A 23,512-nucleotide genomic window follows, 5' to 3' on the forward strand; every position below is an offset into this window, starting at 1 on the left:
CGACAAGGAACCCTCGCCATGCCAGCGGACCTCATCCTGCACAACGGGCGCATCACCTCGCTCGACCCGTCCAACCCCGCCCCCGAGGCCGTCGCCATGTCCGGCGGCAAATTCACCGCCGTCGGCGACAACGCGTCGGTGCTGGCCCACGCCGACGACCGCACTGTGGTGATCGACCTGAAGGGACGCCGCGTGATTCCCGGCCTGATCGACAGCCACCTGCATGTGATCCGCGGCGGGCTGAACTACAACATGGAGTTGCGCTGGGACGGCGTGCGCTCGCTCGCCGATGCCATGGCCATGCTCAAGCGGCAGGTGGACGCGACGCCGGCGCCGCAATGGGTGCGCGTGGTCGGCGGCTTCACCGAGCACCAGTTCGCCGAGAAGCGCCTGCCCACGCTGGACGAATTGAATGCGGTGGCGCCGGACACGCCGGTCTTCCTGCTACACCTGTATGACCGTGCGCTGCTGAACCGCGCCGCGCTGCGCGCGGCAGGCTACACCAAGGACACGCCCGAGTTCCCGGGCGGCGAGATCCAGCGCGATGCGCAGGGCAACCCCACCGGCCTGCTGCTGGCCAAGCCGAACGCAACCATCCTCTATGCGACGCTGGCCAAGGGACCCAAGCTGCCGCCGGAGTACCAGCTCAACTCCACGCGTCATTTCATGCGCGAGTTGAACCGGCTGGGCCTGACCGGCGTGATCGATGCCGGCGGCGGCTTCCAGAACTATCCCGAGGACTACCAGATCGTCGAGAAGCTGGCGAAGGACGGCGAGCTGACGCTGCGTATCGCCTATAACCTCTTCACCCAGCACAACGGCGCCGAGCTGGCCGACTTCAGCGGCTGGGTCAAGCAGGTCAAGCCGGGCGATGGCGACGGCTACTACCGCCAGAATGGCGCCGGCGAAATGCTGGTCTACACGGCCGCTGACTTCGAGGACTTCCGCGTGGAGCGGCCCGACATGCCGCCGCAGATGGAAGACCAGCTCGAGGCCGTGGTGCGCGTGCTGGCGCAGAACCGCTGGCCCTGGCGGCTGCATGCCACCTACAACGAAACGATCGAGCGCGCGCTCAACGTGTTCGAGAAGGTCAACCGCGACATCCCCTTCAATGGCCTGCACTGGTTCTTCGACCATGCCGAGACCATCACGCCGAAGAACATCGACCGCATCGCCGCGCTCGGTGGCGGCATTGCGGTACAGCACCGCATGGCCTACCAGGGCGAGTACTTCGTCGAGCGCTATGGCGCGCAGGCGGCCGAGCAATCGCCGCCGATCGGCCGCATGCTGGCGGCCGGCCTGCCGGTGGGCGGCGGCACTGATGCCACGCGCGTGGCCTCTTACAACCCCTGGGTGTCGCTGGCATGGCTGGTGACCGGCAAGACCGTGGGCGGCATGCGGCTCTATCCGCAGAGCAACCTGCTCGATCGGGAAAAGGCGCTGCGGCTATGGACGGTCGACAACACCTGGTTCTCGAACGAGCAGGGCGTCAAGGGGCAGATCCAGGCCGGGCAGTACGCCGACCTGGCGGTGCTCACTGCCGACTACATGACCGTGCCCGAGGACGACATCGCCGGCATCGAATCGGTGCTGACGGTGCTGGGCGGCAAGATCGTGCACGGCAGCGGCGACTATGCGAGCCACGCGCCGGCGCTGCCGGCGGCGATGCCCGACTGGTCGCCGGTGCGCACCTTCGGCGGCTACCACCAGGCCGGCGCGCCGCAGCGGCGGGCCTATGCATCGATGTGCGGCTGTGCGCGCAGCTGCGGCGTGCATGGCCACGCCCATGACCGCGCCTATATGGGCGCGGTAGGCGACGGCCAGCAGCGCGAGTTCTGGGGCGCGCTGGGCTGTTCCTGCTGGGCTTTCTAGCGTTCCGGCAGTGGGCCAGCGCAGCCGGCGCGGCCGGGCCACGCGGCCCGGCGGCCTGCGGCATCAGAACGCTTCGCGGTAGAGCGCCAGCGCGTCTGCCTCGGTCACGTCCACAGGGTTGTTGACCAGCAGGCGCGTCTGCTTCATGGCATCGGCCGCGAGCATCGTCAGGCTGTCTTCGCTGACGCCCGCGTCGCGCAGCCGGCGCGGCGCGCCGCTCTCATCCATCAGATGCTCGATCGCGCTGACGAAGGCGGCCGAACGCGCCTGCACGTCCCCTCCGCCCACGGCCGGCACGCCCAGTACGTCGGCCAGCTCCGCGTACAGCGGCGCGGCGGCGCGGGCATTGAAGCGCAGCACAGGACCGAGCATCAGCGCGTTCGACAGGCCGTGCGGCACGTGATAGTGGCCGCCCAGCGGATAGGCGAGTGCGTGCACGGCCGCCACCGGTGAGTTGGCGAAGGCCTGTCCGGCCAACGTCGCACCCAGCAGCATGGCTTCGCGCGCGGCGCGGTTGCTGCCGTCCCTGCAAGCAGCCAGCAGGTTGCCGCCCAGCAGGCGCAGCGCCTCGCGCGCCAGCGCGTCGGACAGCGGGTTCTTCTTGTGGCGCCCGGTGTAGGCCTCGATCGCGTGGACCATCGCGTCGATGCCGGTGGCCGCGGTCGCCAGGCGCGGCAGGCCCAGCGTGAGCTGCGCGTCGAGCAGCACGGCGTCGGCATAGAGCTGCGGCGCGACCACGCCCATCTTGCTGGTCTCGCCCGTGGTCAGGATGGAAATGTTGGTCACCTCCGAGCCCGTGCCCGCGGTGGTGGGCACCAGCGCCAGCGGCAGCCGCCCGCCGCGTACATTGCCGATGCCGTACAGCGCGGACAGCGGCTGCTGCGACTCCAGCAACACAGCGGCGAGCTTGGCCACGTCGAGCGGCGAACCCCCGCCCAGGCCGACCACGATGTCGGCGCCGGCCTCCCTGCCTTGCGCCACGCAGGCCAGCAAGGTCGCCTCGGGCGGATCGGCGACGACGTCGTCGAAGACGGTGACGTCAAAGCCGGCGGCCCGCAGGCTGGTCTCGATCGGTGCGGTCAGCCCGCACTTGACCAGCCCGGCGTCGGTGACCAGCAGCGCGCGGCGCTGCGCATGGCGGGCCGCGAGCAGCTCGCCCAGCCGGGCCGCGCCGCCCCACTCCACTTGGATGGACGGTACCGTCCGGAACTCGAAAGCCTGCATTGCCACGCTAGTCTCCTCGCTATGGGCCGCGGCCTGGCCACGGCCATTCCTTGCATCCGGCCGATGCGTCCGGCCGGTACCTCGTTCAGCGCTTCAGTCCAACTCCCAATGGCGCCCGGGCGCCTGGCCCGAGCGCGTGGCGGCGTTCAGCGGATCGCCGAGCACAGATACTTCATCTCCATGTACTCGTCGATGCCGTACTTCGAGCCCTCGCGGCCGAGGCCGGATTGCTTGACGCCGCCGAACGGCGCGACCTCGTTGGAGATCAGGCCCGTGTTGTGTCCCACCATGCCATACTCGAGCGCCTCACCGACGCGCCAGGCGCGGCCCGCGTTCTCAGTGAAGAAGTAGGCGGCCAGGCCGAACTCGGTGTCGTTGGCCATGGCGATGACTTCCTCCTCGGTGTCGAAGCGGAACAGCGGCGCCACCGGGCCGAAGGTCTCCTCGCGCGCCACGCGCATCTGCTGCGTGACGCCGGTCAGCACGGTAGGTTCGTAGAACAGGCCCCCCAGCGCGTGGCGCTTGCCGCCCGTCACCACCTTCGCGCCCTTGGCGACCGCGTCGGCCACGTGGCTCTCCACCTTGTCGACGGCCGCGTCATCGATCAACGGCCCGATCAGCACGCCAGGCAGCGTGCCGGCACCCACCGCGAGCGCCTGCACGCGCTGCGTCAGGCGCTCGGCGAAGGCGTCGTAGATGCCGGACTGCACATAGAGGCGGTTGGCGCAGACGCAGGTCTGGCCGGCGTTACGGTATTTGGATGCCAGCGCGCCCTCGACGGCGGCGTCCAGGTCCGCGTCGTCGAACACGATGAAGGGCGCATTGCCGCCCAGTTCCAGCGAGAGCCGTTTGATGGTCGGCGCGCACTGCGCCATCAGGATGCGGCCGACCTCGGTCGAGCCGGTGAAGGAGAGCTTGCGCACCTTGTCGCTGGCCGTCAGCACGCCACCGACCACGCGCGCATCGCCGGTGACGATCTGCAGCACGCCCGCCGGCACGCCGGCCTGCACCGCCAGTTCGCCCAGCGCCAGCGCGGTCAGCGGCGTCTGTTCGGCCGGCTTGACGATGATGGTGCAGCCGGCGGCCAGCGCCGGCGCCACCTTGCGCGTGATCATCGCGGCAGGGAAGTTCCACGGCGTGATCGCGGCGCAAACGCCGACCGGCTGCTTGATCACCATGAGCCGCTTATCGGTCTGCGGGGCGGGAATCACGTCGCCGTAGGTGCGCTTGGCCTCCTCGGCGAACCATTCGATAAAGGATGCGGCGTAGCGCACCTCGCCCTTGGCTTCCGCGAGCGGCTTGCCCTGCTCGGCGGTCATCAGCGCGGCGATGTCGTCGGCATTGGCCAGGATGAGCTGGAACCAGCGCATCAGCACCGCCGAGCGTTCCTGCGGCGCCAGCCGCGACCAGCCCTTGAATGCCTTGTCGGCGGCGGCCACGGCCTGCTCTATGGCCAGCGCACCCAGTGCGGGCACGCTTCCGACCAGCGTGCCGTCGGCGGGATTGCGCACCTCGATCACGGCACCGTCCGCGGCTTCCTGCCAGCGTCCGTCGAGAAGGCATTGATCGCGCAGAAGCGCGGGAGATTGCAGCGTCAGCAAGTTTTCCACTCCGGTTGGTGACCGTGCCGGTCGGGTGACTGGCTCAATATGGCTTGATTGGTTCAATAGGTTGAACTAAGATCGCTATATTGAACGCATAGACTGGATTTTTAGTTTGCCGGGAGGGGCTTTGTCAAGGATGGATGCGAACCGCGCGCACGACGGCGGACAGGAAGACATGTCGCCCCAGGGCGAATCCGTGCCCGCCCTGCGCCGTGCCGTGAGGATCCTGGATTTCGTCAGCACGGCCGCTGCGCCGCCCACGGCGGCCGACCTGGCGCGCGCGCTGGGCCTGCCCAAGAGCAGTGCGCACGGGCTGCTGGCAACCATGGCCGAACTCGGCCTGCTGGCGCGGGCGGCGGATGGCACCTTCCGGGTCGGCGCCCACCCCATGCACTGGGCCAATGGCTTCCTGGCGCAGTTCGACCTGGTCGGCGAGTTCCAGCGCTATTTCGCCGAGCATGCGGAGCTGAGCAGCCACACCGTCACGCTCAGCGTGCTGGAAGGGCGCGATGTGGTCTATCTGGCGTGCCGCAACAGCGCCGCGCCGCTTGGCTTCACCTTCCGCATCGGCATGCGGCTGCCCGCGCCGTTTACCGCGACCGGCAAGATCCTGCTCAGCGCGCTGCCCGACGAAGCGCTGCGCCAGCGCTTCGGCAAGACCTGGCCTCAGGGACTGACCGCGCACAGCGTGCCCGGCATGGCGGCCTTCCTGGCGGAGATGCAGGCCACGCGCGAGCGCGGCTACTCCATCGACGACGGCCAGATCCGCGAAGGCATGCACTGCATCGGCGCGCCCATCCGCGACTTCTCCGGTGCGCCGGTGGCCGGCATCGCGGTCAGCCTGCTCGACCACGAGGCCACGCCTGAAGCCGTGCGCGAGATCGGCACGCGGCTGGCGGCGGTGGCGGCCGCGCTGTCGCGCCGCCTGGGCATGCCTGGCTGAGCCTGGCCCTGGGCCGTGCGCTGCCGCCTGGCACAGGGCGCAGGGCGCACTGCGGCTACGGCCCCAGGCTGCCACGCCGGGCTTCCGCGCCTGGGTATACACTGGTTTCGTGCGCAACTATTATTGGGCTATCGTTGAGCACAAAGCCGATTGACCCAGCGATGGATCATCCCATGTCACGGCGTTCACAGGCCTGGCCGCCCCGCGCCTGGCACTGAACCGCCGCGAGAACGACGCGGAGCCGGTGCGGCGCGCCATCGAGGATGCGCGGCGCGCCAGCGACGTGTAAAGTCGCTGGCGCCCGTACCGGAATCGACACCATGAAGCCGCTGCCCCTACTCGACCAGTTCCTTACCTACCGCCTGCACCAGGTCAACAAGCTGAGCGAGCGGGACAGTACCGAAGCCTACCTGGCGCAATGTGGACTGCCGCTGGGTGAAGGCCGCTGCCTGGCGGCGATCGGCGCCTTCGAGCCGGTCTCAGTCAATATGCTGGCGCAGCGTGCCAATCTCACCAAGGGCCAGGCCAGCCGCAGCGCCCAGGCGCTGGTCGAGCGCGGCCTGGTCAGCAAGGAAACCAGCGCCGAGGACGGGCGCGGCGTCGTACTGACGCTCACCGCGCGCGGCCGGCCGCTCTACCGCAAGGCGATCGGTGTGATCGCGCAGCTCAATGAAGATATCTTCGGCTGCCTCGACGCGCAGGAGCAAGCCCTGCTGGGCGGCATGCTGGACCGGCTGGTCGCGCATGCCGGGAGCCGCGCAGAAGCCGACGGCGAGGACGGTGCCGGGGAATAGCGGCGCGATAGTGGCGCAGGCGGACCACGCGCGAACATCCCAAGGGCGAAGCGTACCCATTTCTGCGTGCTCCGCGCAGCCTTATGCGGACGCGGATCCAGGGTGACGCGCGGCCTTCTCCGCGTCCCTTGACGTGTGCAATGGCGCTTTGGTCCGCGCTCCCGCTCAGGGAGGGAAAGCGGGGGTAAAGGCATAGGCAAGCGCTTGCGCGAAGCGTGCGCAGTCGCCCCGGCGAAGGCCCTCCCTCACCCCAAGGCCCGCTGCTGCGCTTGGGAGCGGGAGCCCGCCGCCGGCATGACGGCGGCGTTCGCGGGCGCGGCGCTTCGCCTCCCGGCCCCGAAGCGTACCCATTTCTGCGTGCGGCAAACCCGGCTGCGCTGGCGCCGGGCTTCGCCCGCAGGCCTCAGGCGATGGTGTCCACCACGCCGCCGTCGACCCGCAGTGCGGCACCGGTAGTCGCCGAGGCCTGGCGCGAACAGACGTAGACCACCATGTTCGCCACCTCCTCCACCGTCGCCACACGCTGCAGGATGGAACTGGGCCGCTTCGCCTTGACGAAGGCCGTTGCGGCCGCCTCCACGCTCACGCCCTCCTTGGCGGCGGCCTCCTTGATCATCTCCGCCACGCCCTCGGACAAGGTCGGACCGGGCAGCACAGCATTGACAGTCACGCCGGTGCCGCGCAGGCGCTTGGCCAGGCCACGCGAGATCGACAGCTGCGCGGTCTTGCTGAAGCCGTAGTGGATCATGTCCTCAGGAATGTTGAGCCCCGACTCCGACGAGATGAACACCACCCGTCCCCAGTCGCGCGCCTGCATGCCAGGCACGTAGGCGCGCGCCAGCCGCACGCCCGACATGACGTTCAGCTCGAAGTAGCGGGACCAGTCCGCATCATCGAGCGCGAAGAAGTCCTTGGGGCCGTAGATGCCGGCGTTGTTGACCAGGATGTCCACCGACGGCACGGCTGCGACCAGTGCGGCGCAACCGGCTGCGGTGCCCACGTCGGCGGCGGCGCCGCGCACCTGCGCGCCAGGCACCGCCGCGCGCACGGCGTCGATGGCGGCATTCAGGCTGTCTTCACGGCGGCCGTTGAGCACGACTTCGGCGCCGGTGGCGGCCAGGCCTTTGGCGATGGCCAGGCCGATGCCGGCCGTGGACGCGGTGACGAGTGCGGTCTTGCCGCTGAGATCGATCTGCATGGTATGGCTCCGGTTGGCGCGCGGCATGGCGCGCGCGAGGTCCGATGAAGGCCCGCGGTCGCGAGCTGGGTCCTGCGGAAATCCAATCCCAACTGAACGGCATGAGCCCGCACCGGCGCCTTTCGTGCAGCGTGGATAGAATGCGCCGCCTTCCCCGCCCTCAGAGCGCCGGAAACACCACCCGTACGCGCAGGCCGGGCGCCGCGTCTTCCAGCATGACCTGGGCGTCGTGCGACTGGGCGATCTCGGCCACGATGGCCAGGCCGAGGCCGCTGCCGCCGCTGGGGGCCTCCGCCAGGCGGTAGAAACGGTCGAACACGCGCGCGCGTTCGTCAGCCGGGATGCCCGGGCCGTTGTCCGTGACGGCCAGCTCCACGCCGCCCGCGCTGCCCTGGCGGAGCTGCACGTCGACTCTGCCACCCGCCGCGATGTAGCGCAGGGCGTTATCGACCAGGTTGGTCAGCAGGATGCGCAGCGCGTCGGCATCGCCGCTGACGGCGATACTGCCGGCGCCCGCGTCCAGGCCCAGGTCGATGTCGCGGTCCAGCGCGGCCTGTGTCATGTCGGCCACCACCGACTCCGCCAGCGCGCGCAGATCCACCTGCTCGTGCGGCGGCGGCGTGGCGCCGGGCTCCTGGCGCGCCAGCGTCAGCAACTGGTTCACCAGGTGGGTCAGCCGCTCCAGCCCCTGGCGCAGCCGCGCGACCGCCTCCTGCCGTGCCTGGGCGCCCTCGGCTCGCTCCACCAGCTGGGCCTGCAACTGCAGCGCCGCCAGCGGCGTACGCAGGGCGTGCGCCGCGTCGGCCACGAAGGCCCGCTGGGTATCGATGGCGTGCGCCAGCCGCGCCAGCAGCTGGTTCAGTGCCTCGCTCAACGGTGCCACCTCGTCAGGCATGGCGCGCGCGGCCAGCGGCGCCAGGGTGGCGGCATCGCGCGCGCGCACCTCGTCGGCAATCTCGCGCAAGGGCTGCAGGCCGCGCCCCACCGCCAGCCAGACCAGCCAGCCCAGCAGTGGCAGCAGCAACAGCAGCGGCGCCACGGTGCGCAAGGCCATGCGCGCAGCCAGCGTGCGGCGCGCGCTCATCGGCTGCGCGATCTGTACCACGGCCGGCCCCAGCTGCACGCTGTAGATGCGCCACTCGCCCTGGTCGGTCCTGACGTCGGAGAAGCCGAGTTCGACCTGCGGCGGCAGCGCGGGGTGCGCATGCGAGAGGTAAAGGCTGCGCCCCGAACCATCCCAGATGTGGATCACCACGTCCTCGTCGCCGTGCAGCAAGTCTACTGTCGGACCGGCCGGCAGCGGCGGCGCGACCGGATCGCTGAACTGGCTGGGCAGCGCGGCCGCCACCTGCTTCATCTGGTAGTCGAACAGCGCGTTGGCTTCCTGGCGCGCCTGTCCGTAGATCAGCACGGTGGCGATGGCGATGCCGGCAAGCAGGCCGGCGGCCAGCCACCACAGCAAGGTCCGCTGGATCGAGCGCATCAGGAAGCTGCCTCCCCCTTGCCCTGCGCGCCGCCAGCGTCCTCCGGCCGCGGCACCACGTAGCCGACGCCGCGGATATTGCGGATCAGTGCCGCGCCCAGCTTCTTGCGCAGAGCATGGATGTAGACCTCCACCGTATTGCTGCCGACCTCGTCGTCCCAGCCGTACAGGCGTTCCTGCAGTTGCGCCACCGACCAGACCTTGCCGGGCCGCGCCAGCAGCGCGGACAGCAAGGCGAACTCGCGCGCGGACAGGTGGACCGAATCGCCGGCCAAAGTGACTTCGCGCGTAGCCGGGTTCAGCACGATGTCGCCGTGGCGCAGCAGGGGCTCGGCGCGGCCCTCGGCGCGGCGGGCCAGCGCGTGCATGCGCGCGGCAAGTTCCTGCAGATCGAAGGGCTTGACCAGGTAGTCGTCGGCACCGGCGTTGAGCCCGGCGACGCGGTCGGCCACCGCGTCGCGCGCGGTCAGGATCAGCACCGGCGTACGCACGCCGCGGGCGCGCAGCGTGCGCAGCACATCCAGCCCCGAGCGACGCGGCAGGCCAAGGTCGAGCAGCACGATGTCATAGCAGGCATCCTCGCCCTGCCCTCCCGCGGCGGACAGGCCGGTCTCGCCGTCCTGCACCCAGTCGACCGTGAAGCCTTCCTGGCGCAGCGCCAGCTTGACGCTATCGCCGATCATGGCATCGTCTTCCACCAACAGTACTCGCATGGTCTTGAACGCGAAGAAGAAATGGGTACGCTCGCCGCGGCTCAGCCGCCAGCGGGCACGGCATGCCTCAGTGCGGCGGACAGGCCCCACAGCGACGGATACTCGGCTGTGATCACGTGGATGGGCATGGCAGCCAGATAGTCGTGCATGCGGCCCTTGCTGTCGAAGCGCTCGCAAAAGGCTGAGGCCCGCAGCGCCTCGACAAAGCGCGGCACGATGCCGCCGCCGATGTATACGCCGCCGCGCGCACCAAGCACCAGGGCCACGTCGGCCGCCACCGAACCCAGCAGCCCGCAGAACACGCGGAAACTGCGCTGGCACAGCGGATCGCCAAGCTGCAGCGCCCCGTTTGTGACCTGCTCGGCCGACAGCGGCGCAAGCAAAAGCGTACCCGTTTCTGCGGCCAGCGCGGCATGGATCAGCGACAGCCCGCTGCCGGACAGCAGCCGTTCGGCGGAGACATGGCCGTGGGCGCGATGCGCTGCGCGCCAGGCCACCCACTCATCGTCCGTTTCGGGTGTCAGGCCGATATGACCGCCCTCGCCGGCCAGCGCCACCGGGGGCGCGCCCGCAAGTCCGGGCACCAGTCCTGACACGCCCAGGCCGGTGCCGGGACCGATCAGCGCGCACGGCGCGCCGGCCTGCGCCTCGCCCGCACGCACCTCGGCCAGTCCTTGCGCCGGCAGGTACGGCAGCGCCAGCGCGAGTGCGGTGAAGTCATTGATGGCCAGCAGCGTATCCAGGCGCAGCGACTGCCGCATGCCCTCGATGGAGAAGGACCAGCTATGGTTGGTCAGCTTGACGCGGTCGCCGGTGATCGGATTGGCCAGCCCCACGGCGGCATGGCGCGGCGCCGCGCCGAAGCCGGCGAGGAACCGGCGGATGGCGGCCTCGAGCGAGGGGAATTCCGCGACCTTGAACGAAGTGACGGAACCGAAGCGCTGCGGCGCGCTTTCCAGCACGAATCGCACATTGGTGCCGCCGACGTCGGCAAGCAGGCGCGGATAGGTGGCGGTCGAGGACATGTCGCTCCGCTGCTCAGGCACGGAAGACGTCGAGTCCGTGACGATGCTGGGCCAGCACCAGGCTCACGGGCAGGGCCGGTGTGGGTTGCCGGCGCGCCCGTGCCAGCACGTCGGCCTTGGCCTCGCCGGCCAGCGAAAGAAAGACGCGCTCCGCGGCCAGCAGCGCGGCCAGGTTCAGCGTGATGCGCGCATGCGGTGCCTGCGCAGGGTGTGTCACGAGATAGCCGGGCGACGGCTCGCTCAATGCGGACTGCAATTCCGGGGCGTCGGCGAACAGCGAAGCCGTGTGGCCGTCCTCGCCCATGCCCAGCACCACGACATCCGGCTGGTGGTACGCGGCATTGAGGCGGGCCACCGCCCGTGCCGGATCGGCAGCATCGGCCGCGTCGGCCACCAGCGGCACGAAGTGGGCGCGCCCCGCGCCCTCGCGCAGCAGGTGCTGGCGCACCAGCGCACCATTGCTATCGGCATGCTCGGGGGGCACCGCGCGCTCGTCGACCAGCGTGACCGTGACCGCCTCCCAGCGCACGGGGCGGTGGCGCAGCCGCTCGAACATGGCCACCGGCGAGCGCCCGCCGGATACGGCCAGTACCGCCCATCCCTTGACGCCGATGGCCAGGTCGAGCGCATGGCCCACCGAGATGGCCAGCGATTCGGCCTGGTCGCCCAACGACGCATGTTCGAAATACCGCATGGTCTGTCTCCCCTTATTCCCGTTCAGTCGTCCCGCTCAATCCCGCTGCGTCCCATTCAGTCCCGTTCCCATCCGCCCCGCGCGGCCGGCACGCCGCGCTAGACCTCTTCATGCCACAGTGCGTCGTCGCGCGACAGCAGCGCCGACGAGGCCGCCGGGCCCCAGGTGCCGGCCGTGTAGGACTTGGGCGGCACCAGGCTGTCACACCAGGTCTCCAGGATCGGCTCGACCCAGCGCCAGGCCTGCACCTGCTCATCGCGCCGCACGAACAGGCCGAGGCGGCCACGGATCACGTCGAGCAGCAGGCGCTCGTAGGCCCCCGCGCGGCGTGCCTTGAAGGAGTTGGCCAGGTCCAGGTCGAGCGAGGTCTGCGTGAGCGCCACCGTGTCGCCCGGCTGCTTGACCAGGAAGTACAGCCGGATGCTCTCCTCGGGCTGCAGGCGGATCACCAGCCGGTTCTGCGGCGACAGGCCGAGCGGCCGCGGAAAGATCGCATGCGGCACATCGCGGAAATGGATCACGATCTCCGCCACGCGCGCCTGCATGCGCTTGCCGGTACGCAGGTAGAAGGGCACGCCGGCCCAGCGCCAGTTGGCGATCTCGGCCTTGATGGCGACGAAGGTCTCGGTGCGGCTGTCGGCCGCGATGCCGCGCTCCTCCAGATAGCCCGGCACCGGCTTGCCGCCCACGGCGCCCGCGCGGTACTGCCCGCGCACGGTCTTCTCCGCCACCTCCTGCGGGGTGATGGGCCTGAGCGCCTTCAGGATCTTGATCTTCTCATCGCGGATGGCGTCCTCGGAAAGGCTGGCGGGCGGTTCCATGGCCACCATGCACAGCAACTGGAGCAGGTGGTTCTGCACCATGTCGCGCAGCGCGCCGATGCGGTCGTAGAAGTCACCGCGCGTCTCCACGCCCAGTTCCTCGGCAATGGTGATCTGCACGTCCTGCACCCATTCGCGCCGCCACAGCGGCTCGAACAGGGCGTTGCCGAAGCGGATCGCCATCAGGTTCTGCACCGACTCCTTGCCCAGGTAATGGTCGATGCGGTAGATCTGGTCCTCGGCGAAGTAGCGCGCCACCGCCGTATTGATCGCCTCCGATGACTCCAGGTCGCGGCCCAGCGGCTTCTCCAGCACGATGCGCACGCCCGGGTGGTTGAGGCCGGTGCGCCCGAGCTGCTCGCAGATCGGCACGAAGAGCTGGGGTGCGGTGGCCAGGTAGCAGACCACCACGCCCGGCGCACGCAACTGCACCTGGCGCGCCAGTTCGTCGAAATGGGACGGATCGCGCGCATCGGCCTGGACGTAGGCGAACCGTGCGAGGAACGAAGCCCAGGCCTCAGGGGGCGCGTGCTCCAGCCCCGGCCGCACGCCTTCCTCCAGCGTGGCCAGGTATTCCTCGGTGGTCGAAGCACGGCTGCCCGTGGCGAGAATGCGCGCGGCCGGGTGCAGCAGGCCCGCGCGATGGGCGTCGAAGAGTGCCGGAAGCAGCTTGCGCCGCGCCAGGTCACCGGTGCCGCCGAACAGCACCATGTCGAAATCGGGCATGCTCACCCTGGGCTCCTTGTTTAGCACTGGCTGGCCCGGCGACACACGCGGGCACAGAACTGAGTGCGCGTTTGCGCCGCATAAGTTCCAGCCAGTTTACGTGACTCGCCCCGGCTTGGCGAGTCGGCCGGCAAACGCGGCGCCTGCTGCCTACGCCTGCAGCAAATCTTGCCAGATCGCCAGCGCCCGATCCTGGTAGGCGCGCGTGGCGTCGATCAGCGCGCGCCGCTGCTCACCAGGCAGGATGGCTTCGGGCAGCAGGGGATCGCGCACGATGGCGCGGATCACCGCGCGGCCGACCAGCATCGTCTCGCGCGCGGCCGCCTCCGCGCTCATGCGCGCGAGCTTGGCCGAACTGCGCGCCAGCAGCGCCTGGGCCTGGCGGTAACCCGCCAGGATGGCGGACACGTTCCAAAGCCGCACCATGCGCACCGCGCTGGCCGCATCGAACTGCCGGCCGCTGAACACCAGCGCGCCCTGCGCCAGGCCGAGGCGGCGCAGCGCCGACTCCATCGCCGGCGCGCCGCCGTCGAGGTTGTCCGGCCGCACCCACAGCGCGGCATCCAGGGCGCGGAAGCCGTACAGCTCGAGTGCGCGCTGGTGGCGCCGCCACAAGGCCTTGGCGCTGCGCGGCACGGCGGCGTCGTGCACGACCAGCCAGTCGCCCTTCCAGTCGCGCAGCCGGCTCTCCTTGTCGAACCAGTATTGCACCTCGTGGTGCGCGGGATTGCCCTCGGCCCTTACCGCGTAGCTGCCGCGGCCGACCTTGGCTACGCGCCCCTGGCGCTGCAGGCGTGTCAGCGCCACGCGCACGGCCGGCGTGGCGATGTCCATCAACTCGGCGGCGCGTGCGAGCGCCTGCACCGTCAGCGCCTGGCGGGGGTGCGCGAACAGCAGGTCGAGCACCAGGTCGGTCGCGGACGGCGCTTCGATTTCGATACCACCCTTGGCAGCCATGGTCGCTCGGTCAATCGGTCGGTGCATCGGTCGGAGAGTCATATTGCAGCCGAGATTGTGACACGTACGGCGCAAGACCCATCGCCAAGCGGGACCCTTGCGGCGGGACCGGGTATACGATGAATATTTCTCGAAACGACAGAATGTATCATTTCATGTAATAAATTCACCGCAGCGCCGCGCGCCGGCATGCGGCCCCACCAGGACGGAGACAATGCCCGATCACTATGTCAGGACCGAGACCGACGGTCCGGTCTGCACCATCATCCTCGACCGCGCCGACAAGCGGAATGCCGTCGACGGCGCCATGGCCGCCGCGCTGCGAGAGGCGTTCGAAGCCTTCGAGGCCGACCACGCGTTGCGCGTGGCGGTGCTGTGGGGCGCAGGCGGCCACTTCTGCGCGGGCGCCGACCTGACCGCCGTGGGCGATCCCGCGCGGCGCCACGAACTGGATCCGGCAGGCGGCGGCAGCGGGCCGATGGGGCCCACCCGCATGGCGCTGTCCAAGCCGCTGATCGCCGCGGTCAGCGGCTACGCGGTGGCGGGAGGACTGGAACTCGCGCTGCTGGCGGACCTGCGCGTGGCCGAGCGCGACGCCGTCTTCGGCGTGTTCTGCCGGCGCTGGGGTGTACCGCTGATCGACGGCGGCACCGTGCGGCTGCCGCGCGCCGTCGGCATGGGTCGCGCGCTCGACATGATCCTGACCGGACGCCCGGTGCCCGCCGAAGAGGCGCTGACCATGGGCCTGGCCAACCGGCTGGTGGAGCCAGGCGAGGCCCGCTCCGCCGCCGAGGCGCTGGCGCGGGAGATCGCCGCCTTCCCGCAGCGCTGCATGCTGGCCGACCGCGCCTCGGCCTACGCACAGTGGGACCTGCCGCTGGACGCGGCACTGCGTGCCGAAGGCGCGCATGGCGCACCCATCGTCTTCGCCGAGGGCATCGGCGGCGCGCAGCGCTTTGTCGACGGCGCCGGCCGCCATGGCGGGCCGGACCACCCCGCGCAGGCCAACTGAGCCCCGGCCCGGCTAACTGAGCCCTGACCCAGCGGAAGGTGCCGTGCGCCTCCGCCGCACGGCACAGGCCTCACCGGGCTTGCCATCAGGACCAAAGCGTACCCATTTCTGCGAGACTCCCACATGTCCGTCACCACCCTCGAACTGATCCGCCGCGGCGCCGCCCAGCACGGCGCGCGCACCGCCCTCGTCCATGGCGAGCACCGCCTGAGCTTTGCCGAAGTCGACGCCCTGAGCGCCCGTCTGGCGCACGCCCTGCGCGCCGCCGGCGCTGCCAAGGGCGAGATGGTGGCGCTGCTGGTCAACAACGGTCTTTACAGCGTGCCGCTGGACTTCGCCTGTGTGAAGGCGGGCGTTAACCGCGTGCCCCTGAACGCGCGCTTGTCGCTTGCAGAGCACCTGCGCATGCTGGAGGAAACCGGCTGCCGCATGCTGGTGTTCGGCGCGGACCTGGCCGAGCGCGCCGATGCGCTGCGCACGGCCCGCCCGGGCCTGGCCTGCCTCGGCCTGGACAGCAGCCTGCCCGGCGGCGCCGACCTCGCCGCCAGTGCCCGCAGCCAACCCGCCACCGACCCCGAGGTCGAGGTGCATGAGGACGACGTCATCCTGACGCTGTTCACGTCGGGCACCACCGGCGTGCTCAAGGCCGCCCGCCACACGCAGCGCTCCTACGCCGCGATCTGCCGCAACGTGCTGCTCAACCTGCTGCCGGCCACGCCCGACGACGTGATGCTGCACGCCGCGTCGCTGATCCACGCCAGCGGCGTCTTCGTGCTGCCGTTCTGGCTGCGCGGCGGCAAGACCGTGGTGCTGCCGGGGTTCGAACCGGCCGCCTTCCTGGCGGCGCTGGAGCGCGAACGCGCCACCGCCATCAACCTGGTGCCGACCATGCTGCAGATGCTGCTGGAATCCCCGGCAATGGCCACCACCCAGGTGGATGCCTTGCGCTACGTGATCTATGGTGCCTCGCCCATGCCACGCGCCGTGATCGAGCGCGCCATGGCCGTCTGGGGCCGCCACCGCTTCTGGCAGTACTACGGCCAGACCGAAGCGCCGCTGTGCCTCGCCGTGCTGCGGCCCGAGGATCACCATGGCGAGCGGCTCGGCGCCTGCGGCCAGGTCGCACTGGACGTAGAGGTGCGGCTCGTGGACGAGGCCGGCAAGGCGGTGCCGCCGGGCGAACCGGGCGAGATCGCAGTGCGCGCGCCGTCCAGCGTCGCCGGCTACCACAACGCGCCCGAACTGACCGCGCAGACCTTCCTGCCCGACGGCTGGGTGCGCACGCGCGACGTCGGTGTGTTCGACGCCGACGGCTTCCTGTATCTGAAGGACCGCACTTCCGACATGATCGTCAGCGGCGGCTACAACGTCTACCCGAGCGAGGTCGAGAACGCGCTGCTGAGCCACCCTGCGGTACGCGAATGCGCGGTCGTCGGCCTGCCGGACGACAAGTGGGTGGAAGCGGTCACCGCCGTGGTCGTGGTGCACGCCGGCCATGCACAGGACGAGGCGCTGGCGGCCGCGCTGGTCGAGCATGTGGCCGCGCAGCTCGCGTCCTACAAGAAGCCGCGCAGCGTGCGCTTCGCCGCGGAGATCCCCAAGACCGCGGTGGGCAAGCTCAACCGCAAGGCGGTGCGCGAGCGCTGCCGGGAGGCCGGCCTGGCCTGACACCCGGGCCGGAACGCCAGGGGCGCCGGGCCTCAGGCATCGAACGCGCGGCGCCCCTCGGCCAGCAGCCTGAGCAGCAGCGGCGCGCGGGCGCGCCGCCTGTCAGCGTGAAATGGAAAGGATGGCCGTGGCCTGGCTCGACAGCACGCCGCCGTTGCCGTGCACGAGCGCCACCTCGGCACCGTCGACCTGGCGCGCGCCGCCCTCGCGGCGCAACTGCGTGACGGCCTCGATCACCAGGAAGATGCTGTACATGCCAGGATGCGTGCAGGACAGCCCGCCGCCGTTGGTATTCATCGGGAAATCGCCACCCGGCGCGATGCGCCCGCCAGAGACGAAGGCGCCGCCCTCGCCCTTGGCGCAGAAGCCCAGGTCTTCGAGAAACAGGATCGGGTTGATGGTGAAGGCATCGTACAGCTCCACCACGTCGATGTCGGCAGGCCTCAGGCCGGCCTCGGCGAAGGCCTGCCGGCCCGAATCCACCGCTGGCGTCACCGTCAGGTCGTCCATGCAGGAGATCTGGCGGTGCCAGTGCGCGTGGCCGCAGCCGAGCACATAGACCGGCTGCGCATGCCGCCCGCGTGCATGCTCGGCGCGGGTGACCACGAACGCGCCGGCGCCATCGGTCACCAGGCAACAGTCGCGCACGGTCAGGGGATCGGAAACCATCTTCGCGTTGAGCACGTCGTCGATGCTCAGCGGCTCGCGCGCGAAGGCGTCGGGATTGCGCTGGGCCCACTGGCGCGCGGCCACGGCCACCTCGGCAAGCTGGGTGCGTGTGGTGCCGTACTGGTGCATGTGGCGCGCGGCGGCCAGCGCATAGCTGCTGGCAGGATTGAACGGCTGGTACGGATGCTCGTAGGGCTGGGGATCGAGCGCCGCGCGCATGGCGTTGATGCGCGAACTGCTGGGCGCGCTGCGCGGCGTGGCGCCGTAGCAGATGAGAACGTTGTCGCATTCCCCCGCGTTGATCGCCATCGCGGCGATCTTGAGGTCGGCGATGAAGGACGAGCCACCGAACATGGTGCTGTCCGAGAAGCGCGGTCGGATGCCCAGGTACTCGGCCATGCGCATCACCCACCACGGCGAGGTCAGGCTGGAAGTGATGATGCCGTCGATGTCGGCCATGCGCAGGCCGCTGGCGCGCACTGCGGCATGGGCGGCCTGCGCGATGATCTCCTGTTCGGTCCGCCCGCCGGCATGGCCCAGGCCGGCCAGGCCGGTGCCGAGAATGGCGATGGTGCCGCGCTGCGCGCTGTCTGGTCGGTTCATCATGCCTCCTGTGCGGTTCGATCCAGTACGGCCGTTCGGCCGGAAACATGCCAGCCTGCCGTCACTCCGACACCTTGACCCCCGTCAGCTCGACGGTACCTTGCCACTTGGCCACTTCCGACTCCACATACTTGCGGAAGGCGGCGGGATCGAGGCCGCCCTCGGCCTCGGCACTCTGCTTGCGCAGCTTCTCCACCATTTCCGGTGAACGCATGATGCGGTTGGCCTCGCGGTTCAACGCGGCCACGATGGCGGGCGGCGTGCCGGCCGGCGCATACAGGCCCAGCCAGGTATAGAGGTCATAGTGCTGGTAACCGGCCTCGGCAATGGTGGGCAGCTCGGGGAACAGCTTGCTGCGCTGCGCGCTGGTGACGGCGAGCGGCCGCAGCTTGCCTGCGGCGATAAAGGCGGACACGCTCATCGAGTCCTGGAACGCGACGGAGATCTGGCCGGCCACTACATCGTTGGTGGAGGGCGACGCCCCCTTGTACGGCACGTGGACAAGCGGCACCTCGGCGACCTGACGGAACAGCTCTCCGGCCAAGTGCGTAGAGCCGCCCACGCCAGCCGATCCGTACGGCACGCTCGGCTGGCTGCGGGCCCATTTGACGAACTCGGGCACGGTGCGGGCCGGCACAGTGGGATTGACCACCAGCAGGTTGGGCGCTCGCGCGATCAGTGAGATCGGCTCGAAGTCCTTGACCGGCTGGTAGCGCACCTGCTTCTGGACCGCCGGCGCGATCACGTGCCCGGTCGCGCTCAGCAACAGCGTATAACCGTCAGCCGGCTTGCGTGCCACGTACTCGGTGCCGACCTGGCCGGCTGCACCCGGGCGGTTCTCCACCACGAAGCTCTGCTTGAAGGCTTGCGACAGTTCCGCAGCGAGCAATCGGCCCACGATGTCGGTCATGCCACCCGGCGCAAAGGCCACGACGATGGTGACAGGGCGGGACGGATAGCCCTCGGGCTGGGATCGGGCCGGCGCGGCGGCGCAGAGCGCGGCCATGGCCGCGCCGCACAAGACGAGCGTGCGCAGGCGGGCTGGGATGGTGTGCATGGTGTCTCCGGATAGGTCGTTGTTGTCCGCCATCGCCGTGTCGGTGCTGGCCGAGCCTGCCGGCGGAGAGGCCAGGGCCCGGGGCCATGTCGAGTATATTTTTAGCCTCCCGCCGCCGGCCATCCGAAAGATTCGAATCAGGGATTCGCGGAATTCAAATACCCGCGCACAGCGCGGCAATGACGCACCCCAATGACGCACCGGGCCGCCAGGGCTGCAACCCGCACCAAACTGCGCTAGTCTGAAACCTTCCCCGCAGGAGAAGCCCATGCCGCGCCACCCCGTCCTCGATCGGGTCACGTCACGCATCGTGGCCCGCAGCGCCGCCACCCGCCAGGCCTATCTCGCGCGCACGCGCGCCATGGCGGGCCACAAGGTGGAGCGCTCGCACCTTTCGTGCACCAATCTCGCCCATGCCATGGCGGCCATGCCGGATGCCGCCAAATTCCGCCTCAAGGCGGAGGAGCGGCCCAACCTGGCCATCGTCTCGGCCTACAACGACATGCTGTCGGCGCACCAGCCACTGGCGGCCTTTCCGCAATGGATCAAGGAAGCCGCGCTGGAGGCCGGCGGCACCGCGCAGTTCGCCGGCGGCACGCCTGCCATGTGCGATGGCGTAACGCAGGGCCAGGAGGGCATGGACCTGTCGCTGTTCTCGCGCGATGTGATCGCGCTGGCCACCGCGGTGTCACTGTCGCACCAGATGTTCGACGGCGTGCTGTGCCTGGGCGTGTGCGACAAGATCGTGCCCGGGCTGGTGATGGGCGCGCTCTCCTTCGGCCACCTGCCCACCGTGTTCGTGCCCGGCGGACCGATGACCACCGGCATGAGCAATGACGAGAAAGCGCAGACGCGCCAGCGCTACGCCGAGGGCAAGATCGGCCGCGCGGAGCTGCTCGAGGCCGAGATGCACTCCTACCACGGGCCAGGTACCTGCACCTTCTATGGCACGGCCAATTCCAACCAGATGTTGATGGAGATGATGGGCCTGCATCTGCCGGGCACCGCCTTCATCAACCCCGGCACGCCGCTGCGCGAGGCGCTGACGCGCGAATCCGCGCGCCAGGCGCTGCGCCTGGTGCACGGCGGCCCGCGCTACACGCCCATCGCCGAGGTGCTCGACGAGCGCGCTTTCGTCAACGGCATGGTCGGACTGCTGGCCACCGGCGGCTCGACCAACCACACGATGCACCTGTTGGCGATGGCGCGCGTGGCCGGCATCCTGCTGAGCTGGGATGACTTCCACGAGCTGTCGGCAGCCGTGCCGCTGCTGGCGCGCATCTATCCCAACGGCAAGGCCGACGTAAACCAGTTCCAGGCCGCTGGCGGCCTGCCGGTGGTGATCCGCGCCCTGCTCTCGCTCGGGCTGCTGCACGACGACGTCACCACCGTGGTGGGTCAGGGCCTAGCCGACTACACGCGCGAGCCGGTGCTGCGCGATGGCGCGCTGAGCTGGATCGACGGGCCCGCAGCGCCGCTGGACGACAGCATCGTGCGCGGCGCCGACCAGCCCTTTGCGCCGGACGGCGGCATCAAGGTACTGGTGGGCGAGCTGGGCCGCGCCGTCATCAAGACCTCGGCGGTCAAACCCGAGCACCAGGTGGTGGAGGCGCCGGCCATCGTGTTCGCGCGCCAGGACGATCTGCTGGCGGCATTCAAGCGCGGCGAGCTGGAGCGCGACTTCGTCGCCGTGCTGCCGTGGCAGGGCCCGGCGGCCTGCGGCATGCCCGAGCTGCACAAGCTCACGCCCACGCTGACCATCCTGCAGGAGCGCGGCTTCCGCGTGGCCATGGTGACGGACGGCCGCATGTCGGGTGCCTCGGGCAAGGTGCCGGCAGCCATCCACGTCTGTCCGGAAGCGCTGGCCGGGGGCGCCATCGGCAAGGTGCGCGATGGCGACATGGTGCGCGTGGATGCGCCCGCCGGCACGCTGACGGTGAAGGTGCCCGCGGCCGAGTGGGCCGCGCGCGAGACCCTGCGCCCCGATCTGGACGTCAACCGCCACGGCGTGGGCCGCGACCTGTTCGCCACCTTCCGCCGCCAGGTCAGCAGCGCGGAGGAAGGCGCCTGCACGCTGTTCTCGACGGAGGACTGAGGCGGGCAGCGGGCAGCGCGCGGCCTCAGAAGCTGTGGCTCATGCCGGCGCCATAGAAGGTGGCGCTGGCGGCGTGCCGGCTGTGGCGGTACATCACGGCGCCGTACACGGTGGTGCGCTTGGACAGTGCATGGTCCAGGCCCGCCGAGATGTAGTCGGTGGTGCCCGCTTGGCCGTAGCCCTGGAAATCGCGCGCCCCCGACAGCTTCAGCGTGGTGGCGCCGATGCGCCAATCCGCGCCCAGCGTGGCCGCCGTGCGGCGCGCGCTGGCATCGCCCAGGAAGCGCTGGCTGGCCTGGCTCAGGCGGGTCTGGCTATATGAGGCCATCAGCTTGAGCGCGCCACGCGCGTAAGCGAGGCCGGCGAACCAAGTGTTGTCGGTGGCGGCGTTGCGCTCCGCAGTGATCATCGCCGACCACGGGCCCGCATCGTAGTTCAGCGAGGCGGCCACGGGCCTGGCCTGGTCCACCTGCCCCTGGGCATCGGGCGTGCGCGACTTGTCCACGCCGAGCGAGGCGTGAAAGTGCACGCCGCCCCAGTTCGGCGAGTCATAGAAGATGCCGTTATTCAGCCGCGAGTACTCGCCCGCGGGACCGTTGTGATAGGGATCGGTGCGATAGGAAGGGTGGTAGACGTACCACGCCACCGAGGCCACGCGGTTGAAGTTGGCCCAGTTGTCGTAGTTCCAGTCGTACTGCCACATCGGCGTCAGTGCGCGGCCCAGGCGCAGGTCGCCATAGGGGCTCTTCAGCCCGACCGTGGACTCGCCCTGGAAGAACGGCGTGGCGCCGCTCGCCTCCAGTCTGCCGTCGCCCATGTCGAAGCGTGACATCAGGTGGAACGTGGCCGCCCAGCCGCGGCCCAGCCCTTCTTCGCCGCGCAGGCCGATATAGCTGCGCTGGATGGTGCCGAGCTGGGTGGCGCTATCGGGGCCGGTCTTGAAGATGCCGGCGTCGACGAAACCGTAGAGGGTCAGGCTGGATTGTGCGTGGGCGGCGCCGGCAAGGCTCATCAGGGCCGGCAGGAAGCGGAGGGCGAGGTGGCGTGGAGCGTGCAAATTCGGAGGTCCTTTCTCAGTTGTCGTTGTCAGGGATGAAACAGGCGGACGGGCGCGCGCGCCAGCGCGGCGCACCTGGCCCGCCGGCGGCGGGCAGGTCGGGAAGCGTGGGATGGGGAACGCCGGCGCTGGTTGCGCCGCCTGCGGCGTCAGGCCACGGGCGGGAGGTCCGGCGGGAGGTCAGCCGGCACTCAGCGCGCGGCGGTCACGGCCGGCATGGCGGCGTCGGGCACGCGCAGTTCCTGCAGCGGCAGCGCAATCACGCAGCCTGCCGCTTCCAGCGTGTTCTTGATGCGGCCATAGAAGTCGAAGCGCACGGCCCAGTAGTCGCCAGTGCTCGTCCAGCAACGCACATTGAGCGTGACGCCTTGTGGCGCATAGTTGACCACCATGGCATCGGCGGCCGGTGCCGCGAGCAGGCGCGGCTCGGCCGCCAGCATCGCGTGCAGCGCGGCCAGCGCGCCCTGCAGGTCGCTGTCGAACGCCACCGTGACCTCGATATCGAGACGGCGCGTGGGATTCTCGCTGTAGTTGGTGATGGCGCTGCCCCACAGCTTGCCGTTGGGCACGCGCAGGCAGACCCCGTCGGCCGTGGTCAGCTCGGTCATGAAAAGGCCGGTCTCGCGCACGGTGCCGGCCACGCCCTGGGCGTCGATGTACTGGCCCACACGGAAAGGCCGCAGCAGCACCAGCATGATGCCCGCGGCGATGTTCTGCAGCGTGCCTTGCAGCGCCAGGCCGATGGCCAGGCCGGCGGCGCCCAGCATGGCGATGATGCTGGCCGTCTGCACGCCGAATTGCGAGAGCACGAGCACGAGGGTGAGGATGCGCACCGTCCACTGGGTAGCGCTGGCCAGCATCGGGCGCAGCGTCGCATCGACGCTCGGGCGGTCGAACAGGCGCTGCACCGCGCCCGCGGCACGGCCAGAGAGCCACCAGCCGACCACCAGGATCAGCAGCGCGGCGAGAAAATTCAGCCCCTGGTGAATGGCCGATTGCAGCAGATACGACCATGCGGCCTGCAACTTGTCGGCTTCGATGAAGTTCAGATTCATGGGAGTCGGCTCCTGGCGGGGTTGGTCTGGAGAAAGTTGGCGGCGGCGCGGTCGTCCGCCCACGTTCGCCCACATGCGCCCCGTACCCGTTTCTGCGGATCAGGACCGCGATGCAGGCGTAGGCCGGCACTGGCTGCCGCCTGCGGGATCACGTGAAATTACCAGAAGATCAACCCAGGTTGTTCTTATTTGACACATTTTAGGGACAAGCCTGCGCGAATTTGGTTTCATCGCCATGCGCA

At 69.8% G+C, this 23,512-nt stretch carries 19 protein-coding genes; 6 read left to right on the forward strand and 13 right to left on the reverse strand.

The annotated features are described in order from the left end of the window. Positions 1-18 precede the first annotated feature (18 nt). A complete protein-coding gene (locus tag AC1Z3O_RS34050) occupies positions 19-1,872 on the forward strand; it encodes an amidohydrolase (protein ID WP_483521577.1) in 1,854 nt (617 codons plus the stop codon). A 63-nt stretch (positions 1,873-1,935) separates the two neighbouring features. On the opposite strand, the gene AC1Z3O_RS34055 is transcribed toward AC1Z3O_RS34050, so the two are convergent. Together AC1Z3O_RS34055 and AC1Z3O_RS34060 are read right to left on the reverse strand one after the other, a co-directional pair. Then, positions 1,936-3,096, reverse strand: coding sequence for an iron-containing alcohol dehydrogenase (locus AC1Z3O_RS34055; RefSeq protein ID WP_483522138.1), 1,161 nt, complete (start codon positions 3,094-3,096; stop codon positions 1,936-1,938). A gap of 146 nt (positions 3,097-3,242) precedes the next feature. Next, the gene (locus AC1Z3O_RS34060; RefSeq protein WP_483521579.1) at positions 3,243-4,706 is read right to left on the reverse strand and encodes an NAD-dependent succinate-semialdehyde dehydrogenase; all 1,464 of its coding nucleotides are present in this window, start codon (positions 4,704-4,706) and stop codon (positions 3,243-3,245) included. A gap of 130 nt (positions 4,707-4,836) precedes the next feature. On the opposite strand from AC1Z3O_RS34060, the gene AC1Z3O_RS34065 reads away from it, so the two are divergent. Beyond that, complete coding sequence (locus tag AC1Z3O_RS34065) at positions 4,837-5,643, forward strand: IclR family transcriptional regulator (protein ID WP_483521580.1); 807 nt, start codon at positions 4,837-4,839, stop codon at positions 5,641-5,643. A 320-nt stretch (positions 5,644-5,963) separates the two neighbouring features. Then, the gene (locus AC1Z3O_RS34070) at positions 5,964-6,437 is read left to right on the forward strand and encodes a MarR family winged helix-turn-helix transcriptional regulator (RefSeq protein ID WP_483521582.1); all 474 of its coding nucleotides are present in this window, start codon (positions 5,964-5,966) and stop codon (positions 6,435-6,437) included. Positions 6,438-6,840: 403 nt separating this feature from the next. On the opposite strand, the gene AC1Z3O_RS34075 is transcribed toward AC1Z3O_RS34070, so the two are convergent. The 7 genes from AC1Z3O_RS34075 to AC1Z3O_RS34105 all read right to left on the reverse strand — a co-directional run bounded on the left by AC1Z3O_RS34075 (position 6,841) and on the right by AC1Z3O_RS34105 (position 14,054). Then, entirely contained in the window at positions 6,841-7,635 is a 795-nt protein-coding gene (locus AC1Z3O_RS34075) for an SDR family NAD(P)-dependent oxidoreductase (RefSeq protein WP_483521583.1), read from the reverse strand. Between the two features lie 160 nt (positions 7,636-7,795). Continuing rightward, entirely contained in the window at positions 7,796-9,118 is a 1,323-nt protein-coding gene (locus AC1Z3O_RS34080) for a sensor histidine kinase (RefSeq protein WP_483521585.1), read from the reverse strand. After that, positions 9,118-9,831, reverse strand: a complete 714-nt coding sequence (locus AC1Z3O_RS34085) for a response regulator transcription factor (RefSeq protein WP_483521587.1) — start codon at positions 9,829-9,831, stop codon at positions 9,118-9,120. Before AC1Z3O_RS34085 ends, AC1Z3O_RS34080 begins: the two co-directional genes overlap by 1 nt. 41 nt (positions 9,832-9,872) lie before the next feature. Further along, positions 9,873-10,856 carry a glucokinase gene (gene glk / locus AC1Z3O_RS34090; protein ID WP_483521588.1) on the reverse strand — a complete coding sequence of 328 codons (984 nt, stop codon included), beginning with the start codon at positions 10,854-10,856 and terminating at the stop codon, positions 9,873-9,875. Between the two features lie 13 nt (positions 10,857-10,869). Then, positions 10,870-11,550: a 6-phosphogluconolactonase gene (gene pgl, locus AC1Z3O_RS34095; RefSeq protein WP_483521590.1), complete on the reverse strand. Its 681-nt coding sequence runs from the start codon at positions 11,548-11,550 to the stop codon at positions 10,870-10,872. A 98-nt stretch (positions 11,551-11,648) separates the two neighbouring features. After that, on the reverse strand, positions 11,649-13,097 hold the full coding sequence (gene zwf, locus AC1Z3O_RS34100; RefSeq protein WP_483522139.1) for a glucose-6-phosphate dehydrogenase: 1,449 nt from the start codon (positions 13,095-13,097) through the stop codon (positions 11,649-11,651). 150 nt (positions 13,098-13,247) lie between these two features. Further along, positions 13,248-14,054 carry a PaaX family transcriptional regulator gene (locus AC1Z3O_RS34105; RefSeq protein WP_483521592.1) on the reverse strand — a complete coding sequence of 269 codons (807 nt, stop codon included), beginning with the start codon at positions 14,052-14,054 and terminating at the stop codon, positions 13,248-13,250. Between the two features lie 214 nt (positions 14,055-14,268). On the opposite strand from AC1Z3O_RS34105, the gene AC1Z3O_RS34110 reads away from it, so the two are divergent. Together AC1Z3O_RS34110 and AC1Z3O_RS34115 are read left to right on the forward strand one after the other, a co-directional pair. Continuing rightward, a complete protein-coding gene (locus tag AC1Z3O_RS34110) occupies positions 14,269-15,066 on the forward strand; it encodes a crotonase/enoyl-CoA hydratase family protein (RefSeq protein ID WP_483521593.1) in 798 nt (265 codons plus the stop codon). 123 nt (positions 15,067-15,189) lie between these two features. Then, positions 15,190-16,734, forward strand: a complete 1,545-nt coding sequence (locus AC1Z3O_RS34115) for a class I adenylate-forming enzyme family protein (protein WP_483521594.1) — start codon at positions 15,190-15,192, stop codon at positions 16,732-16,734. A 102-nt stretch (positions 16,735-16,836) separates the two neighbouring features. Here the strand turns inward: AC1Z3O_RS34115 and AC1Z3O_RS34120 are convergent, their stop codons facing one another. Both AC1Z3O_RS34120 and AC1Z3O_RS34125 read right to left on the reverse strand, forming a co-directional pair. After that, positions 16,837-18,006 (reverse strand): thiolase, encoded by a 1,170-nt coding sequence (locus tag AC1Z3O_RS34120; protein ID WP_483521596.1) that lies wholly within the window; start codon positions 18,004-18,006, stop codon positions 16,837-16,839. Between the two features lie 61 nt (positions 18,007-18,067). Continuing rightward, a complete protein-coding gene (locus AC1Z3O_RS34125) occupies positions 18,068-19,063 on the reverse strand; it encodes a tripartite tricarboxylate transporter substrate binding protein (RefSeq protein ID WP_483521598.1) in 996 nt (331 codons plus the stop codon). A 268-nt stretch (positions 19,064-19,331) separates the two neighbouring features. Between AC1Z3O_RS34125 and edd the strand changes: the two genes are divergently transcribed. After that, positions 19,332-21,158 carry a phosphogluconate dehydratase gene (edd, locus tag AC1Z3O_RS34130; protein ID WP_483521599.1) on the forward strand — a complete coding sequence of 609 codons (1,827 nt, stop codon included), beginning with the start codon at positions 19,332-19,334 and terminating at the stop codon, positions 21,156-21,158. 25 nt (positions 21,159-21,183) lie between these two features. On the opposite strand, the gene AC1Z3O_RS34135 is transcribed toward edd, so the two are convergent. Continuing rightward, positions 21,184-22,215, reverse strand: coding sequence for a porin (locus AC1Z3O_RS34135; protein WP_483521601.1), 1,032 nt, complete (start codon positions 22,213-22,215; stop codon positions 21,184-21,186). 191 nt (positions 22,216-22,406) lie between these two features. Continuing rightward, complete coding sequence (locus AC1Z3O_RS34140; protein WP_483521603.1) at positions 22,407-23,270, reverse strand: mechanosensitive ion channel family protein; 864 nt, start codon at positions 23,268-23,270, stop codon at positions 22,407-22,409. Positions 23,271-23,512 lie beyond the last annotated feature (242 nt).

The organism is Cupriavidus sp. 09_S30 (assembly GCF_056930435.1).

Coding starts and splice junctions, on each gene's coding strand:
- AC1Z3O_RS34075 (WP_483521583.1), bottom strand. CDS start 7,635: ATGCAGATCGATCTCAGCGGCAAGACCGCACTCGTCACCGCGTCCACG.
- glk (WP_483521588.1), bottom strand. CDS start 10,856: ATGTCCTCGACCGCCACCTATCCGCGCCTGCTTGCCGACGTCGGCGGC.
- pgl (WP_483521590.1), bottom strand. CDS start 11,550: ATGCGGTATTTCGAACATGCGTCGTTGGGCGACCAGGCCGAATCGCTG.
- AC1Z3O_RS34065 (WP_483521580.1), top strand. CDS start 4,837: ATGGATGCGAACCGCGCGCACGACGGCGGACAGGAAGACATGTCGCCC.
- AC1Z3O_RS34125 (WP_483521598.1), bottom strand. CDS start 19,063: ATGCACACCATCCCAGCCCGCCTGCGCACGCTCGTCTTGTGCGGCGCG.
- edd (WP_483521599.1), top strand. CDS start 19,332: ATGCCGCGCCACCCCGTCCTCGATCGGGTCACGTCACGCATCGTGGCC.
- AC1Z3O_RS34105 (WP_483521592.1), bottom strand. CDS start 14,054: ATGGCTGCCAAGGGTGGTATCGAAATCGAAGCGCCGTCCGCGACCGAC.
- AC1Z3O_RS34120 (WP_483521596.1), bottom strand. CDS start 18,006: ATGAACCGACCAGACAGCGCGCAGCGCGGCACCATCGCCATTCTCGGC.
- AC1Z3O_RS34070 (WP_483521582.1), top strand. CDS start 5,964: ATGAAGCCGCTGCCCCTACTCGACCAGTTCCTTACCTACCGCCTGCAC.
- AC1Z3O_RS34080 (WP_483521585.1), bottom strand. CDS start 9,118: ATGCGCTCGATCCAGCGGACCTTGCTGTGGTGGCTGGCCGCCGGCCTG.
- AC1Z3O_RS34085 (WP_483521587.1), bottom strand. CDS start 9,831: ATGCGAGTACTGTTGGTGGAAGACGATGCCATGATCGGCGATAGCGTC.
- zwf (WP_483522139.1), bottom strand. CDS start 13,097: ATGCCCGATTTCGACATGGTGCTGTTCGGCGGCACCGGTGACCTGGCG.
- AC1Z3O_RS34140 (WP_483521603.1), bottom strand. CDS start 23,270: ATGAATCTGAACTTCATCGAAGCCGACAAGTTGCAGGCCGCATGGTCG.
- AC1Z3O_RS34055 (WP_483522138.1), bottom strand. CDS start 3,096: ATGCAGGCTTTCGAGTTCCGGACGGTACCGTCCATCCAAGTGGAGTGG.
- AC1Z3O_RS34110 (WP_483521593.1), top strand. CDS start 14,269: ATGCCCGATCACTATGTCAGGACCGAGACCGACGGTCCGGTCTGCACC.
- AC1Z3O_RS34115 (WP_483521594.1), top strand. CDS start 15,190: ATGTCCGTCACCACCCTCGAACTGATCCGCCGCGGCGCCGCCCAGCAC.
- AC1Z3O_RS34050 (WP_483521577.1), top strand. CDS start 19: ATGCCAGCGGACCTCATCCTGCACAACGGGCGCATCACCTCGCTCGAC.